The organism is Bacillus paralicheniformis (assembly GCF_001042485.2).
GTDB lineage: Bacteria > Bacillota > Bacilli > Bacillales > Bacillaceae > Bacillus > Bacillus paralicheniformis.
On the sequence record NZ_LBMN02000009.1, the window covers coordinates 36,720 to 50,417 of the forward strand.

The 13,698-nt window shown below is 47.6% G+C and carries 13 protein-coding genes and 1 riboswitch; of the genes, 1 reads left to right on the forward strand and 12 read right to left on the reverse strand.

Going from position 1 to position 13,698, the window contains the following annotated elements; all coding sequences use genetic code 11:
- Nucleotides 1-24: 24 nt before the first annotated feature.
- The 3 genes from sdhB to ACH97_RS07765 are packed head-to-tail and all read right to left on the reverse strand — an operon-like array spanning nucleotide 25 to nucleotide 3,191.
- Nucleotides 25-789 carry a succinate dehydrogenase iron-sulfur subunit gene (gene sdhB, locus ACH97_RS07755; RefSeq protein ID WP_020452491.1) on the reverse strand — a complete coding sequence of 255 codons (765 nt, stop codon included), beginning with the start codon at nucleotides 787-789 and terminating at the stop codon, nucleotides 25-27.
- Nucleotides 786-2,549, reverse strand: a complete 1,764-nt coding sequence (gene sdhA / locus ACH97_RS07760; RefSeq protein ID WP_020452492.1) for a succinate dehydrogenase flavoprotein subunit — start codon at nucleotides 2,547-2,549, stop codon at nucleotides 786-788. Before sdhA ends, sdhB begins: the two co-directional genes overlap by 4 nt.
- Before the next feature lie 33 nt (nucleotides 2,550-2,582).
- Complete coding sequence (locus tag ACH97_RS07765) at nucleotides 2,583-3,191, reverse strand: succinate dehydrogenase cytochrome b558 subunit (protein WP_020452493.1); 609 nt, start codon at nucleotides 3,189-3,191, stop codon at nucleotides 2,583-2,585.
- A gap of 301 nt (nucleotides 3,192-3,492) precedes the next feature.
- On the opposite strand from ACH97_RS07765, the gene ACH97_RS07770 reads away from it, so the two are divergent.
- Entirely contained in the window at nucleotides 3,493-3,936 is a 444-nt protein-coding gene (locus ACH97_RS07770) for a YslB family protein (RefSeq protein WP_020452494.1), read from the forward strand.
- A gap of 45 nt (nucleotides 3,937-3,981) precedes the next feature.
- Here the strand turns inward: ACH97_RS07770 and ACH97_RS07775 are convergent, their stop codons facing one another.
- The 9 genes from ACH97_RS07775 to ACH97_RS07820 all read right to left on the reverse strand — a co-directional run bounded on the left by ACH97_RS07775 (nucleotide 3,982) and on the right by ACH97_RS07820 (nucleotide 13,693).
- Nucleotides 3,982-5,211, reverse strand: coding sequence for an aspartate kinase (locus ACH97_RS07775; protein ID WP_020452495.1), 1,230 nt, complete (start codon nucleotides 5,209-5,211; stop codon nucleotides 3,982-3,984).
- Nucleotides 5,212-5,357: 146 nt separating this feature from the next.
- Nucleotides 5,358-5,537: riboswitch (Lysine riboswitch) on the reverse strand.
- Nucleotides 5,538-5,601: 64 nt separating this feature from the next.
- The gene (uvrC, locus tag ACH97_RS07780) at nucleotides 5,602-7,374 is read right to left on the reverse strand and encodes an excinuclease ABC subunit UvrC (protein WP_023855450.1); all 1,773 of its coding nucleotides are present in this window, start codon (nucleotides 7,372-7,374) and stop codon (nucleotides 5,602-5,604) included.
- Nucleotides 7,375-7,519: 145 nt separating this feature from the next.
- Complete coding sequence (gene trxA / locus ACH97_RS07785) at nucleotides 7,520-7,834, reverse strand: thioredoxin (RefSeq protein ID WP_020452497.1); 315 nt, start codon at nucleotides 7,832-7,834, stop codon at nucleotides 7,520-7,522.
- A gap of 212 nt (nucleotides 7,835-8,046) precedes the next feature.
- Nucleotides 8,047-9,024 carry an electron transfer flavoprotein subunit alpha/FixB family protein gene (locus tag ACH97_RS07795; protein ID WP_020452498.1) on the reverse strand — a complete coding sequence of 326 codons (978 nt, stop codon included), beginning with the start codon at nucleotides 9,022-9,024 and terminating at the stop codon, nucleotides 8,047-8,049.
- A 49-nt stretch (nucleotides 9,025-9,073) separates the two neighbouring features.
- A complete protein-coding gene (locus ACH97_RS07800; protein ID WP_020452499.1) occupies nucleotides 9,074-9,847 on the reverse strand; it encodes an electron transfer flavoprotein subunit beta/FixA family protein in 774 nt (257 codons plus the stop codon).
- Between the two features lie 31 nt (nucleotides 9,848-9,878).
- Nucleotides 9,879-10,655, reverse strand: coding sequence for an enoyl-CoA hydratase (locus tag ACH97_RS07805; protein ID WP_020452500.1), 777 nt, complete (start codon nucleotides 10,653-10,655; stop codon nucleotides 9,879-9,881).
- Nucleotide 10,656: 1 nt separating this feature from the next.
- Complete coding sequence (locus ACH97_RS07810; protein ID WP_020452501.1) at nucleotides 10,657-11,259, reverse strand: TetR/AcrR family transcriptional regulator; 603 nt, start codon at nucleotides 11,257-11,259, stop codon at nucleotides 10,657-10,659.
- Nucleotides 11,260-11,400: 141 nt separating this feature from the next.
- A complete protein-coding gene (locus ACH97_RS07815) occupies nucleotides 11,401-13,080 on the reverse strand; it encodes a long-chain-fatty-acid--CoA ligase (RefSeq protein ID WP_020452502.1) in 1,680 nt (559 codons plus the stop codon).
- Nucleotides 13,081-13,288: 208 nt separating this feature from the next.
- Nucleotides 13,289-13,693 (reverse strand): DUF350 domain-containing protein, encoded by a 405-nt coding sequence (locus ACH97_RS07820; protein WP_003184198.1) that lies wholly within the window; start codon nucleotides 13,691-13,693, stop codon nucleotides 13,289-13,291.
- Between the last annotated feature and the right edge of the window lie 5 nt (nucleotides 13,694-13,698).

Genomic DNA, 13,698 nt, shown 5'->3' on the forward strand with positions numbered 1-13,698 from the left:
CTTGAAGAGGTGCGTTTTTTCGTGTTATTCCGTGTTGTCGCTTCCGAAGAAGTTTTTAAACGCCTGAACGGTCGTATCCCTGTTTAATGCAGCGATTGAGGTTGTGAGCGGGATGCCTTTCGGACATGACTGCACGCAGTTTTGCGAATTTCCGCATTCGGCCAGTCCGCCGTCTCCCATAATCGCTTCAAGTCGTTCCGATTTGTTCATCGCGCCTGTCGGATGGCTATTGAATAAGCGGACTTGCGAGAGCGGTGCAGGTCCCATAAAGTTTGTTTTATCGTTCACGTTTGGACAAGCTTCAAGACATACGCCGCAAGTCATGCATTTTGACAGCTCATACGCCCACTGCCGTCTTCTTTCCGGCATTCTCGGTCCCGGTCCGAGGTCATATGTGCCGTCGATCGGTACCCATGCTTTGACTTTCTTCAATGAATCAAACATGCGGCTCCGGTCCACTTGAAGGTCGCGGACAACCGGGAATGTTTTCATCGGTTCAAGGCGGATCGGCTGCTCAAGCTGGTCGATCAGGGCTGTACAGGACTGTCTCGGCTTGCCGTTGATCACCATCGAGCAAGCGCCGCACACTTCCTCGAGACAGTTCATATCCCAAGCAATCGGCGACGTTTTTTCCCCTTTCGTATTAACCGGGTTCCTTCTGATTTCCATCAAAGCGGAAATGACGTTCATATTCGGACGGTATGGAATTTCAAACTCTTCCTGGTAAGGACTAGAATCCGATGTATCCTGACGAGTGATGATAAACTTGATTGTCTTATTTTCACTCATGATTTCGCCACCTTTTTCTTCGAGTAATCCCGTTTACGCGGTGCGATTAATGAAACATCGACATCCTCATAATGGAATTTCGGGGCTTCAAAATCGCCTGCATGTTTCGCCATTGTTGTTTTCAGCCATTCCTCGTCATTACGTTCAGGGAAATCCGGTTTATAATGGGCGCCGCGGCTCTCATTCCGGTTGTATGCACCGAGCGTGATCACCCGTGCCAATTGCAGCATGTTGTGCAGCTGGCGTGTGAATACGGCGCCCTGGTTGCTCCATTTTGCCGTATCGTTGATATTGATGTTTTGGTAGCGCTCGGCAAGCTCTTGGATTTTTTCATCCGTTTTCAGCAGCTTGTCATTGTGGCGCACAACCGTCACGTTATCTGTCATCCATTCGCCGAGCTCTTTATGAAGGACATATGCATTTTCATTGCCGTCCATTTTCATAATGTCAGCCCACTTTTCTTCTTCCTTTTTGACGCAGCTGTCGAAAACGGAAGAAGACAGATCTTCTGCGGATGTTTCAAGACCTTGAATATATTCAACGGCTTTCGGACCTGCCACCATGCCGCCGTAAATGGCTGACAAGAGCGAGTTCGCGCCCAGGCGGTTTCCGCCGTGCATTGAATAATCGCATTCTCCTGCGGCAAACAGTCCTGGAATGTTGGTCATCTGATTGTAGTCGACCCAGAGTCCGCCCATTGAGTAGTGGACTGCAGGGAAAATCTTCATCGGCAGCTTGCGCGGATCGTCACCCATGAATTTTTCATAGATTTCAATGATTCCGCCCAACTTGATGTCCAATTCCTTCGGATCTTTGTGGGAAAGATCGAGATATACCATGTTTTCGCCGTTGATGCCGAGCTTTTGTCTGACGCATACATCAAATATTTCACGCGTCGCAATATCCCGCGGCACAAGGTTTCCGTATGCCGGATATTTCTCTTCGAGGAAATACCAAGGCTTGCCGTCTTTATACGTCCAGACTCGTCCGCCTTCACCGCGCGCCGATTCGCTCATCAGACGGAGCTTGTCGTCTCCCGGAATGGCGGTCGGGTGAATCTGGATGAATTCTCCGTTCGCATAGTAAGCGCCCTGCTGGTAAACGATCGAAGCGGCTGATCCGGTATTGATCATCGAGTTCGTCGATTTTCCAAAGATGATGCCCGGTCCCCCGGTCGCCATGATGACTGCGTCTGAACGGAACGACTCGATTTCCATCGTCGTCAGATTTTGGGCGACGATGCCCCGGCACGCATTGTCATCATCAAGAACGGCTCCGAGAAACTCCCAGCCTTCATATTTCGAAACAAGCCCTTCGACTTCAAAGCGGCGAACCTGCTCATCCAGCGCGTACAAGAGCTGCTGTCCGGTCGTCGCCCCCGCATATGCCGTTCTGTGATGCTGAGTTCCCCCGAAGCGCCGGAAGTCAAGCAGCCCTTCAGGTGTTCTGTTAAACATGACGCCCATGCGGTCAAGCAAATGAATAATCGACGGCGCCGCATCACACATCGCTTTGACCGGCGGCTGGTTGGCCAGAAAGTCGCCTCCGTAAACGGTATCGTCAAAATGCTCCCAAGGGGAGTCGCCTTCACCTTTTGTATTGACCGCTCCGTTGATTCCGCCCTGCGCACATACGGAATGTGAGCGCTTAACGGGAACGATCGAAAATAGTTTTACATTTGTTCCTGCTTCCGCAGCTTTAATGGTCGCCATCAGACCCGCAAGTCCTCCGCCGACAACGATGATGCTTGAATTGCTCATGCCTGCCCCACTCCCTCTAGTAATCTAGTTCTTTTACACAAATGCCAAAATCGCTCTCAGCCCTACATAGGACAACACAACAAAGACTCCCATTGTCACAAACGTGGCGATTCGCTGTGAGCGAGGAGAAACGGTGATTCCCCAAGTGACAGCAAACGACCATAAACCGTTTGAAAAGTGGAAGATTGTTGAGAGGACACCTACAATGTAAAAGCCGAGCATGATCGGGGAGCTCAAAATATCAGCCATCATGTCAAAGTTCACTTCTGCCCCCATTTGGGCGGCAATCCGTGTTTGCCACACGTGCCAGCTGACAAAAATCAAGGTAACGATTCCTGTAATCCGCTGCAGAACGAACATCCAGTTTCTAAAAAAGCCGAATCTGTTCGCATTGTTTTTCGCTGTAAAAGCTATGTATACTCCATAAACAGCATGATAAATCAGCGGAAGGAAAATCACGAAGATTTCCAAGACGTACCTGAACGGCAGGTTTTCCATAAAATGAGCGGCGTTATTAAACGCCTCTGCTCCGCTTGCCGCAAAATGGTTGACAACCAAATGCTGGATTAAAAATATGCCTACCGGTATGACCCCAAGCAAAGAATGCAGTCTTCGATAAACAAACTCTCTGTTCCCGGCCATTGCTTTACCCCCTAGTTGAAAAGTGCAGTAAAAATGAAAGGTCTCCTATCCCCCGTCCTGTTTCAAATATCGCACTTTGTTAAGTTTTTATGACAATTTCATTTTACTCCTATGAGAAATAGGCGTCAAGAAAACGCGTACATAAATTGAAATTTTCTAAAATTTAATCATATTTTAGAAAATTTTATTTTATCAAAATATAAATATATCAGATTTTTTTCTTCCTAATTGCATGTCCCCGCTGTAATCTTTCACCCCATTTAAGCTATAATAAACGGAGAAAAGAGGGGAGACATTGGATATGAACAAATATGAAGCAAACTTAGCGCAATTAAAAGAGCTGGAAGTCTCCGCATATGGCTATGAGTTGATCAGGGAAGTGCTGCTTCCCGATATGCTGGGACAAGACTACGCAGATATGATGTACTGGGCGGGAAAAAAGCTCGCCCGCAAGTTCCCGCTTGAATCCAGGGAGGATCTTCCCGCTTTCTTTCTGGATGCAGGCTGGGGAACGCTTACGATCGCCCATTCAAAAAAACAGGAGCTTGAGTTTGAGCTCGAAGGCCCGCTGGTCTCAAACCGCCTCAAATATCAAAAGGAACCCTGCTTTCAGCTCGAAGCCGGATTTATCGCCGAGCAAATCCAGCTGATGAACGAACAAATTGCCGAATCGTATGAACAAGTGAAAAAAAGAGCCGGAAAAGTTGTTTTAACTGTAAAATGGGATTTGAAAGACCCGGCATAACTATGCAAAAAAGGCGGAGACTGCAAAAGTCCCGCCTTTTTCTTTTTAAATGACTGCTGTCTGCTTTGACAGTTCAAAAGCATCATGCAGCGCTTCAACGGCTTTCACCATATCGCCTTCGCTAACGACAGTCGAAACTTTGATTTCGGATGTGCTGACCATTTTGACCTGGATGTTTTTTTCCGCCAGCACAGCGAACATTTCCGCTGCTACTCCCGGGTTGGAGATCATGCCTGAACCGACGATCGAGACTTTGGCCAGCCTGTTTTCCGTTTCAATCTGTTCATAGTCGAGCGCGTCTTTGTATTCTTCGAGAACTTCGACCGTCCGTTTTAAGTCTTCCGTTTTCACGGAGAAAGAAATCGACGTTTGGCTTGTGCTTGTCACTGATTGAATGATGATGTCAACGTTGATGTTCTGTTTAGCGAGCGTTGTAAAAATCGTTGACAGCGTCGTCAAGCCGCTCGCCAGGCCGCATACGGTCACGCGTGTGATCTGATCTTCAAATGCAATGCCTCTTACGATTAAATTCTGTTCCATTGATGATTCCTCCTCGATTAATGTGCCGGCTTCTTTCTCGGTGCTTGAACGGACTTCCAAAGGCACCTGATAGTTTTTCGCAAATTCAACAGCTCTCGGATGCAGGACGCCTGCTCCAAGATTGGCAAGCTCAAGCATTTCATCGTAGGAGATTCCGGCCAGCTTCCGCGCTGTTTTCACATAGCGGGGATCGGTTGTGAAAACCCCCGGTACATCGGTGTAAATGTCGCATTTATCGGCTTTCAGGGCAGCTGCGAGGGCAACGGCTGTCGTATCTGATCCGCCTCTGCCGAGCGTTGTGATTTCACCTTCCGCTGTCGTCCCCTGGAATCCGGCGACAACGGCGATTTTCCCTTCATTCAGACGCTCTTTCAGCTTGCCTGTATCAATGTTCGTAATTCTTGCGTTGCCGTGAATATTTTCGGTTTCGATGCCGGCCTGCCAGCCTGTATAGGAAACCGCATCATACTCCTTGTTCTGCAAAGCCATTGTCAACAGCGAAATTGTTACCTGTTCTCCTGTTGTCAGCAGCATATCCATTTCCCTGCTGCTCGGCTGTTCGGTAATTTCCTTAGCAAGCGCGACGAGGGAATCCGTCGATTTGCCCATCGCTGAAACGACGACGACAACATCATGACCGCGCTGTTTTTCTTCGATGACACGGTTTGCGACATTCAATATTTTTTCCACTGATCCTACTGAAGTTCCGCCAAATTTTTGGACGATGAGACCCATCAAATACCACCCTTTTTGTTTTCGTTCGTGCTTGTTTATGTATGAAGAGGAAAACTTGACCGGCGGGCTTTACGTTTTTTCGTACAAAAAAAGCAATGAGAGAAATTCCTCATTGCTTTAACCAACAAAAATGCCGATGATTTTAACAACGAGATAGCCCTCCAAGAAATGATTTCTTGACAGCCTTACATTTATTCAATGTAAAGCCAGCAGGAAAAACGAATGGATTTTTCCCCGCTTCGGCGACGCTCCCCTTTCGGCTTTTTTCATCGGAATCCATCTTCCTCATCAAGCCTACTCTTGAAGTTCGCACCTCTATCTTCACCATATCACACGATCTTATTATGAAATTAGTACAAATTCTATCAGATTCTTTTTAAAAGTTCAACATTATTTTTTCAGAGCCTCTTCAATCAGCTGCGCCGTCTTCAGGGGGATGCCGAGCTTGCGGATATCTTCGGCGCTCGCTTCCTTCATTTTCTTAACGGAACCGAAATGTTTTAACAGCAGTTTTTTCCGCTGTTCGCCGACGCCCGGTATGCCGTCGAGCACCGATTGAAATGCGCTTTTTCCTCTGAGCTGCCTGTGGAAGCTGATCGCAAACCTGTGCACTTCATCCTGAATGCGCTGAAGCAGGTAAAATTCCTGGCTGTTCCGCTCAAGCTGTACGATCTCAAGGGGGTCGCCGATCAAAAGGTTGGAAGTTCTGTGTTTATCATCTTTCACCAGACCGGCAACAGGGACATCGAGCCCCAATTCATTTTCCAAAACGTCAAGGGCGGCAGACACCTGGCCTTTTCCGCCGTCGATCAATACTAAATCAGGCAGCGGCAGATTCTCTTTCAGCACCCTTGTATATCTTCTTCTGATGACTTCGCGCATTGACCCGTAGTCGTCAGGGCCTTCAACCGTCTTAATCTTATATTTGCGGTACTCTTTTTTATGCGGTTTTCCGTCGAGAAAGACGACCATCGCCGAAACGGGGTCCGTTCCTTGAATATTTGAATTATCAAACGCTTCAATTCTGTACGGCGTGTAGATGCCCAGTGCTTTGCCGAGCTTTTCAATCGCGCCGATCGTCCGCTCTTCGTCCCGTTCAATGAGCGAAAACTTCTCTTTCAAAGCGAGCTTTGCATTTTTATGGGCAAGGAGCAGCAGGTCTTTCTTCGCTCCCCTTTTCGGCTGGCGCACGTTCACGTCCAAAAGCTCCTCAATCATGTCCTTATCGACGCTGTCTGGAACTAAAATTTCCCTTGGGAGGAAATGGTTGTTTTTTGAGTAAAATTGCCCGATGAACGTCAAAAACTCCTCGTCTGCTTCCCTGTATAAAGGAAACATGCTGACATCTCTTTCAATCAATTTGCCCTGCCTGATAAAGAAGACCTGGACGCACATCCAGCCCTTGTCATACGAATAGGCAAATACATCGCGGTCAACCATGTCATTCAGCATCATTTTCTGTTTTTCCATCGTTGACTCGATATGGGCCATTTGATCGCGGAATTCTTTCGCCCGTTCGAACTGCAGGTTTTCCGAGGCTTCGAGCATTTTTGCTTCAAGTTCTTTCTTGACTTCATTGTATCCGCCCTTTAAAAAGCGGGTGATTTCTTCTGTGAGCTGTCGGTTTGTCTCCTCAGACACATCATATACGCATGGCGCCAGACATTGTCCGAGATGATAGTACAAACAGACGCGGTCCGGCAGTTTGGCGCACTTTCTGAGCGGATAGAGGCGGTCCAGCAGCTTTTTTGTTTCCCTCGCAGCCTGGACATTGGGATACGGCCCGAAATAGCGGCCTTTGTCTTTTTTGACCTTCCTCGTGACAATCAGCTTCGGATGCCGCTCGTTCGTGATTTTAATAAACGGGTAGCTTTTATCATCTTTCAGCATCACGTTATATTTCGGATCGTACTTTTTGATTAAATTCATTTCAAGAATGAGCGCTTCGATGTTCGAGGAGGTGACAATGTATTCAAAATCTTCAATTTCACTGACAAGACGCTGTGTTTTGGCATCATGGGACCCGCTGAAATAGGAGCGGACCCTGTTTTTTAAGATTTTAGCTTTCCCGACGTAGATGACGGTATCCTGCCTGTCTTTCATCAAGTAGCAGCCAGGCTGATCCGGGAGAAGGGCCAGCTTTTCTTTGATTTTTTTGTTCATCAAAAATCCTTCCTTGTTTCGGCGTTTTTTCTTCATTTCAGTTTACCATGACCGACCGTACGTTCGCTACAATTGGAGAAGGAAGATGGCGCGTTGTAAGAAAAAAGCGATCCCTTTGGAATCGCCTTTTTCACAGGTTTCTATTTTACAAATGTTTGTTGACCAGTTCTTCAAGGGCTTCTTTCGGTTTAAAGCCGACAGATGTTTCAACCACTTCGCCGTCTTTTAGTATGAGGAGAGTCGGGATGCTCATCACGCCGTATTTGCCGGCAGTTTCTTGGTTTTCGTCAACATCGATTTTCACGATTTTCAGTTTGTCTCCCATTTCTTGATCAAGCTCTTCAAGTACTGGCGCGATCATTTTGCAAGGTCCGCACCAAGGAGCCCAGAAGTCGGCAAGAACTACGCCTTCACTTGTTTCAGATGAGAATGTTTGATCAGTTGCTTTTACGATAGCCATTCTTTCATTCCTCCAATTGTGAAATTATGCTTTTTAGTATAGCATCTCCCTTTGGTTCACGCTAACATAATGCTTGATTATACATTTCCCTATCTGCGCAGTTTTACACATCGGGATTTTAGCCTTTCTAAAAATGTCCTTATTCCATGTTATTTTGCAAAAGGCGGAAATGTGCCTATGTAAAAAGCCGGCCATTTCAGGCCGGCTTTTGATCAAGTACTAACGCTCAGCTTTTTAAATTCCTCCGTGAGCAGCGGAACGATTTCAAATAAGTCGCCGACGATCCCGTAGTCGGCAATTTTAAAGATGTCGGCTTCCGGATCTTTGTTGATGGCAACGATGATTTTGCTGTTTGACATCCCTGCGAGGTGCTGAATCGCTCCTGAAATGCCGCAGGCGATATATAAGTCTGGAGTTACGACTTTGCCGGTCTGGCCGATTTGAAGCGAATAGTCGCAGTAGTCTGCGTCACAGGCTCCCCTTGAAGCGCCGACCGCGCCGCCCAGTACGTCGGCAAGCTCCTGCAGCGGTTTAAAGCCTTCCTCGCTTTTGACGCCGCGGCCGCCGGCTACGATGATTTTCGCTTCAGACAAATCGACGCCTTCGGACGTTTTTTTGACAATGTCCTTGATAACCGTTCTGATGTCCCGAATATCCGCTTCGATGCTTTCGACCGCTCCCGTTCGCGTCTCATCTTTGTCGAGCGGGGCGATATTATTCGGTCTGATCGTTGCAAAAATCGTTTCATCTTCGGAAATGATCCGCTCAAACGCTTTGCCTGAGTAGATCGGTCTTGTAAACACGATGTTGCCGCCGGCTACTTCGACGTTGACGGCATCTGATATCAGCCCTGTTCCCATACGGGCTGCAAGCTTCGGCGACAAGTCTTTGCCCATTGACGTATGGCCGAAAATGATCACGTCCGGACTTTCGCGCTCAATGATCGGCATAAAGGCTTGAACATAGCCGTCAGACGTATAGTTTTTCAAGAGCGGGTTTTCGGCTGTAAGCACTCTGTCAGCGCCGTAATGGATCAGTTGTGCCGCATTGCTTGAAACGCTTTCACCGAAGAGAACACCGATCACCTCTCCCCCTTCGGCAACCGTTTTTCCTGCAGCTATCGCTTCGAATGTCACATTTCTCAACGAACCGTCCCTGAACTCTCCCAATACGATAACTTTTTTGCTCATGTCCATTTCCCCCTGTATTTTAATGACCGTGTTTTTGCTCCCTTCGGCTTCAAACGACCTTTGCTTCGCTTCTCAGCAGTGATACAAGGTCTGCCGCCTGCTGTTCCGGCTCCCCTTCAAGGATTTTCCCGGCTTCTTTTTTCGGAGGCAGGAACCGTTCGATCGTTTTTGTTTTGGCGGCCACGTCTTCCTCGTCGATGTCCAGATCATCAAGTTCAAGCTCCTCAAGAGGCTTTTTCTTCGCCTTCATGATTCCCGGAAGTGACGGATAACGCGGTTCGTTCAACCCCTGCTGTGCAGTCGCTACGATTGGAAGCGACGTTTGGATCACTTCAAGGTCACCCTCGGCGTCGCGTTCCGCTTCAACATCTCCGCCGTTTACCGTCAGCTTTGTAATCGTCGTGATACAAGGGATGCCGAGCAGCTCGGCCAAACGAGGCGCCACCTGTCCCGATCCCCCGTCGATCGCCACATTCCCGCCGAGTATCATGTCATACTCGCGGTCTTTCAAATAGTTGTATAGGATGGCTGACGCCGTATATTGGTCCGCTTCTTCCAGATCGTCTTCAATGTTGATCAAAACGGCTTTGTCGCACCCCATCGCCAGAGCCGTCCTGAGTTCTTTTTCAGCTTCTTCCTCGCCGACTGTGACAACCGTAATCTCACCGCCGTGCTTCTCCTTCAGCTGAAGCGCTTCTTCAATGGCGTACTCATCGTACGGGTTGATGATGAATTCCGCTCCATCCGTGCTGATTTCCCCTTGTTCAATCTGAATTTTCTCCTCTGTATCAAACGTGCGCTTCATTAAGACATAAATGTTCATGTTCTATTCATCCCCTTTGTTTTCACGTTTGTTATTTCCCTTTAAAATGCGGCTTCCGCTTTTCAAGAAATGCCTGAATCCCTTCCTTCGCATCCTCCGATTGGAACACTTCGCCGAAGTATTTTCCTTCCAGCTTGAGGCCGCCTTCATACGAATACACTTTGCTCGAATTCAGGAGTTCAATGACATAAGCCATCGTCTGCGGACTTTTTTCAGCGAATTTTCGCGCGAGCTCTTGTGCCTTTTGCAGCACTTCTTCTTCATTCGCCGCCAAAATCGTGACAAGGCCGTATTCAAAAGCTTCCTTGCCGGATATCGGCTCTGATGTCCCGATCATTTCAAGCGCTTTGGCGGTGCCCACATACTTCGGAAGGCGCTGCGTTCCCGCAAAGCCGGGAATGATTCCGAGATTCAGTTCGGGAAGGCCGAGCTTAGCGCTCTCCTCGGCAATCCGGATGTGGCATGCCATTGCAAGCTCCAGACCTCCTCCAAGAGCAGCTCCGTGAATCGCGGCGATCACGGGCTTTGGAAAAGATTCTACTTTTTCGAAAATCTGCTGGCCTTTATCAGCCAAATTTGCATAATCAGACCCGTCCATCAATGATGTAAACTCTTTAATGTCAGCGCCTGCCGAGAAAAATCTTCCTTCCCCGTGAATCACGACGCTTCTGACATCCTGACGTTCTGAAAGCTCCTCAAGACATGCGGAAAGGTCTTCAAGCACTTGCGTCGATAGCGCATTTGCCGGCGGGTGCTGAATCGTAATGGTTGCGATATAGTCGTCTACGGCGTATGTTAATGCTGCCATTTTATTTCTCCTCCTTCGTCTTTTGGCTGCCGAACCCATGGATCAGCAATTCATGAATGCTGTCTGCCAGCTTTGGCAGATCGTATTTTTGATCATTCATCACCCAGGTTGTAACCGTCTCATCCACCGTACCGAAAATCATCTGCTTCGCCAGGCGGACATCAAGCGTACTCTTAAATTCTCCCGCTTCTTTTCCTTCGGTGATGATGTCTTCCAGGATCGTCAAGTACCCTTTGAGAATCTCATTGATTTTCAGCCTCAGCTCAAGATTCGACTGCCTCAGCTCAAGCTGGGTGACAATCGCGAGGTGGCGATCGCTGCTGAGCAGTTCAAAGTGCTTTTTGATGAACAGCGTGAGCTTTTCTGTCGCCGAATTTGTCACTTCCATTTCTTCGTTCATCTGCTCGATAAACTGTCCCATTTTCTCTTTGAATAGCGAGATGAGAATATCTTCTTTGTTTTTAAAATAAAGATAAATGGTGCCGTCCGCCACTCCGGCCTGCTTGGCGATTTTCGAAACCTGCGCCTGATGGTATCCGTTTTCTGCAATCACAATGACAGCTGCGTCGATAATCTGCATATACTTTGGTCTCTTTTGTTTCAATTGGCTTCGTTCCTTTCAAATTAATGAATGAATACTCATTCATGAGTTTATCGTAAATAAAAATGGACGCTTTGTCAAGAAGCTAAACTCAAATCGCACCACAAAAGCATGCCGTCAAAATCGACGGCAGACTTCGCTTTTTCAGACGCCGGTTTTTTCTTCTTGAACGAGCGCTCTTCTTAAAATCTTCCCGACTGCCGTTTTCGGCAGTTCGTCCCTGAACTCGTATACTTTCGGCACTTTATAAGGAGCCAGACGCGATCTGGCATATTCGTCCAATTCCTTCTCCGTTATTGTAACATGATCTTTCAGCACTATAAAAGCCTTAACCGTTTCTCCTCTGTATTCATCAGGGATGCCGGCAACAACCGCCTCCTGAACGGCTTCGTGCTCATAGAGCACCTCTTCGATTTCACGCGGGTAAATGTTGTATCCCCCGGCAATGATCACGTCTTTTTTGCGGTCGACAATATAAAAGAAGCCGTCTTTATCCATGTAGCCGATGTCCCCTGTAAAAAACCAGCCGTCCCTTAGACTTTGAGCGGTTTCTTCATCATTGTTCCAGTAGCCCTTCATCACCTGCGGTCCTTTGACGGCGATTTCTCCATGCTCATAAGGTCCGAGAAAACCGCCGGTTTCTTCCGAATAGATAGCCGCGTCTGTACCAGGCCAAGGACAGCCGATACTGCCCGCTTTATTCAAATCCCAAATAAAATTGGCGTGAGTGACGGGCGAGGTTTCAGACATTCCGTAACCTTCGACAAGCCTTCCGCCCGTTACCTTTTCAAACTGCTGTTTGACTTCAACAGGAAGCGCTGCAGATCCGCTCAAACAGCTCTTAATTGACGACAGATCAAATTGGTGAAGATCAGGATGGTTCAACAGGGCGATATATATCGTCGGTGCCCCCGGAAATATCGTCGGCTTTTCTTTATCGATCGTTTTCAGCGCTGCGCGCGCGTCAAATCTCGGCAGCAGAATCATTTCATATCCCTGCCTGATCGTGAAATTCAAGACGGCCGTCATTCCGTAGACGTGAAAAAACGGGACGATCCCCAGCACCTTCTCCTCCCCTTTATTCAATTGATAAAACCAGGCATCGCACATCTCCATATTGGCTAGTATGTTGCGGTGGCTGAGCATGACGCCTTTTGGCGTGCCTGTCGTGCCTCCGGTATACTGCAGGACGGCAATGTCGTGGGCCGGATCGATTTCAATCCCCGGCGGACCGCTTGGAACGGGGCGTTTCATGATGGTTCGGAAGAGGTGTGTCGTCTCATTTTCATTGATCTCAACCGACATTTGATTCTCTTTTTTTTGCACGATTGGGTACAGCAGATTTTTAGGGAAAGGCAGGTAATCTTTTATGCTTGTCGCAATGATGTGCCGGATATTTGACAGCGCTTTCATTTTATATGCCGCCGGGTACAGCATGTCAAGCGTAATGATGATGGTTGCCCCGCTGTCATGAAGCAGATGTTCAAGCTCCCTTTCCGTATACAGCGGATTTGTCTGGACGACGATGCCGCCGGAGAAAAGAACGCCGTAATACGCGATAACCGCCTGCGGGCAGTTCGGCAGCATGATCGAGACTCTGTCTCCTTTTTGAATGCCGAGTGACAGCAGGTAATCTGCCATTTTTAAAGCGTCCTCATAAACTTGCCGGTACGAACATTTTTTTCCGAGAAAATGAATCGCTGTTTTTTCAGAAAACTGTTGGGCGGATTGTTGCAGGATGGAATGGAGTGTTTGATCTTCAAATTGCAGCTCGTGAGGAATTTGTTCGGGATAATGACGCAGCCACGGTTTTTCAGTCGGCATAAGCTCCCCCCTTTTAAACAATATATTCTTGATTTCAGTATATCAAAACAATATTCAGAAAGTAATGATATTTTTTCTTTTTAAAAAAGGCGCCCTTTTAAAGGACACCTTTTTCAAGCATAAAAGATCATATAAATCAGGCCGATAACCACAAATACCCCAGCTGTGAAAAACAGGACTTTCGCTAATTTCTCCATGTTGATCCCCTTTAGATACCCGAAGCCACGACAAATGACAGGCCGACTGAAATGACGAATGAAATGAAGCCGACTGCGCGGTTGTCGTTTTCAATCTCCTTGTCAATTTTAAAGCGCGGCGTCAGAAATTCAAAAATGAAGTAGCCGATCAAAAGCAGGATAAAACCGAACAGCCCCCACCCCATCATTTGCAGCAGGGAATTATGCTGGCTGATCGATTTTTGCAGCACGTTGGCGATGCCTAAAATTTTTCCGCCTGTTGCCATCGCGACCGCCATGTTTCCTTTTTGAATCTCCTCCCAATTTTTATAGGTGGTGACGAGTTCAAACACAGATAAAAATATCACAAGACACAAAACGGAAACGCTGTAGTACGCGGCAATTTCCACAAGGTTGTTCTCCCAAAACTCTTTCATCCTTC

Excerpts from the sequence above, each read along its gene's own strand:
- sdhB (WP_020452491.1), bottom strand. The coding sequence starts at position 789 with ATGAGTGAAAATAAGACAATCAAGTTTATCATCACTCGTCAGGATACA.
- sdhA (WP_020452492.1), bottom strand. The coding sequence starts at position 2,549 with ATGAGCAATTCAAGCATCATCGTTGTCGGCGGAGGACTTGCGGGTCTG.
- ACH97_RS07765 (WP_020452493.1), bottom strand. The coding sequence starts at position 3,191 with ATGGCCGGGAACAGAGAGTTTGTTTATCGAAGACTGCATTCTTTGCTT.
- ACH97_RS07770 (WP_020452494.1), top strand. The coding sequence starts at position 3,493 with ATGAACAAATATGAAGCAAACTTAGCGCAATTAAAAGAGCTGGAAGTC.
- ACH97_RS07775 (WP_020452495.1), bottom strand. The coding sequence starts at position 5,211 with ATGGGTCTCATCGTCCAAAAATTTGGCGGAACTTCAGTAGGATCAGTG.
- uvrC (WP_023855450.1), bottom strand. The coding sequence starts at position 7,374 with ATGAACAAAAAAATCAAAGAAAAGCTGGCCCTTCTCCCGGATCAGCCT.
- trxA (WP_020452497.1), bottom strand. The coding sequence starts at position 7,834 with ATGGCTATCGTAAAAGCAACTGATCAAACATTCTCATCTGAAACAAGT.
- ACH97_RS07795 (WP_020452498.1), bottom strand. The coding sequence starts at position 9,024 with ATGAGCAAAAAAGTTATCGTATTGGGAGAGTTCAGGGACGGTTCGTTG.
- ACH97_RS07800 (WP_020452499.1), bottom strand. The coding sequence starts at position 9,847 with ATGAACATTTATGTCTTAATGAAGCGCACGTTTGATACAGAGGAGAAA.
- ACH97_RS07805 (WP_020452500.1), bottom strand. The coding sequence starts at position 10,655 with ATGGCAGCATTAACATACGCCGTAGACGACTATATCGCAACCATTACG.
- ACH97_RS07815 (WP_020452502.1), bottom strand. The coding sequence starts at position 13,080 with ATGCCGACTGAAAAACCGTGGCTGCGTCATTATCCCGAACAAATTCCT.
- ACH97_RS07820 (WP_003184198.1), bottom strand. The coding sequence starts at position 13,693 with ATGAAAGAGTTTTGGGAGAACAACCTTGTGGAAATTGCCGCGTACTAC.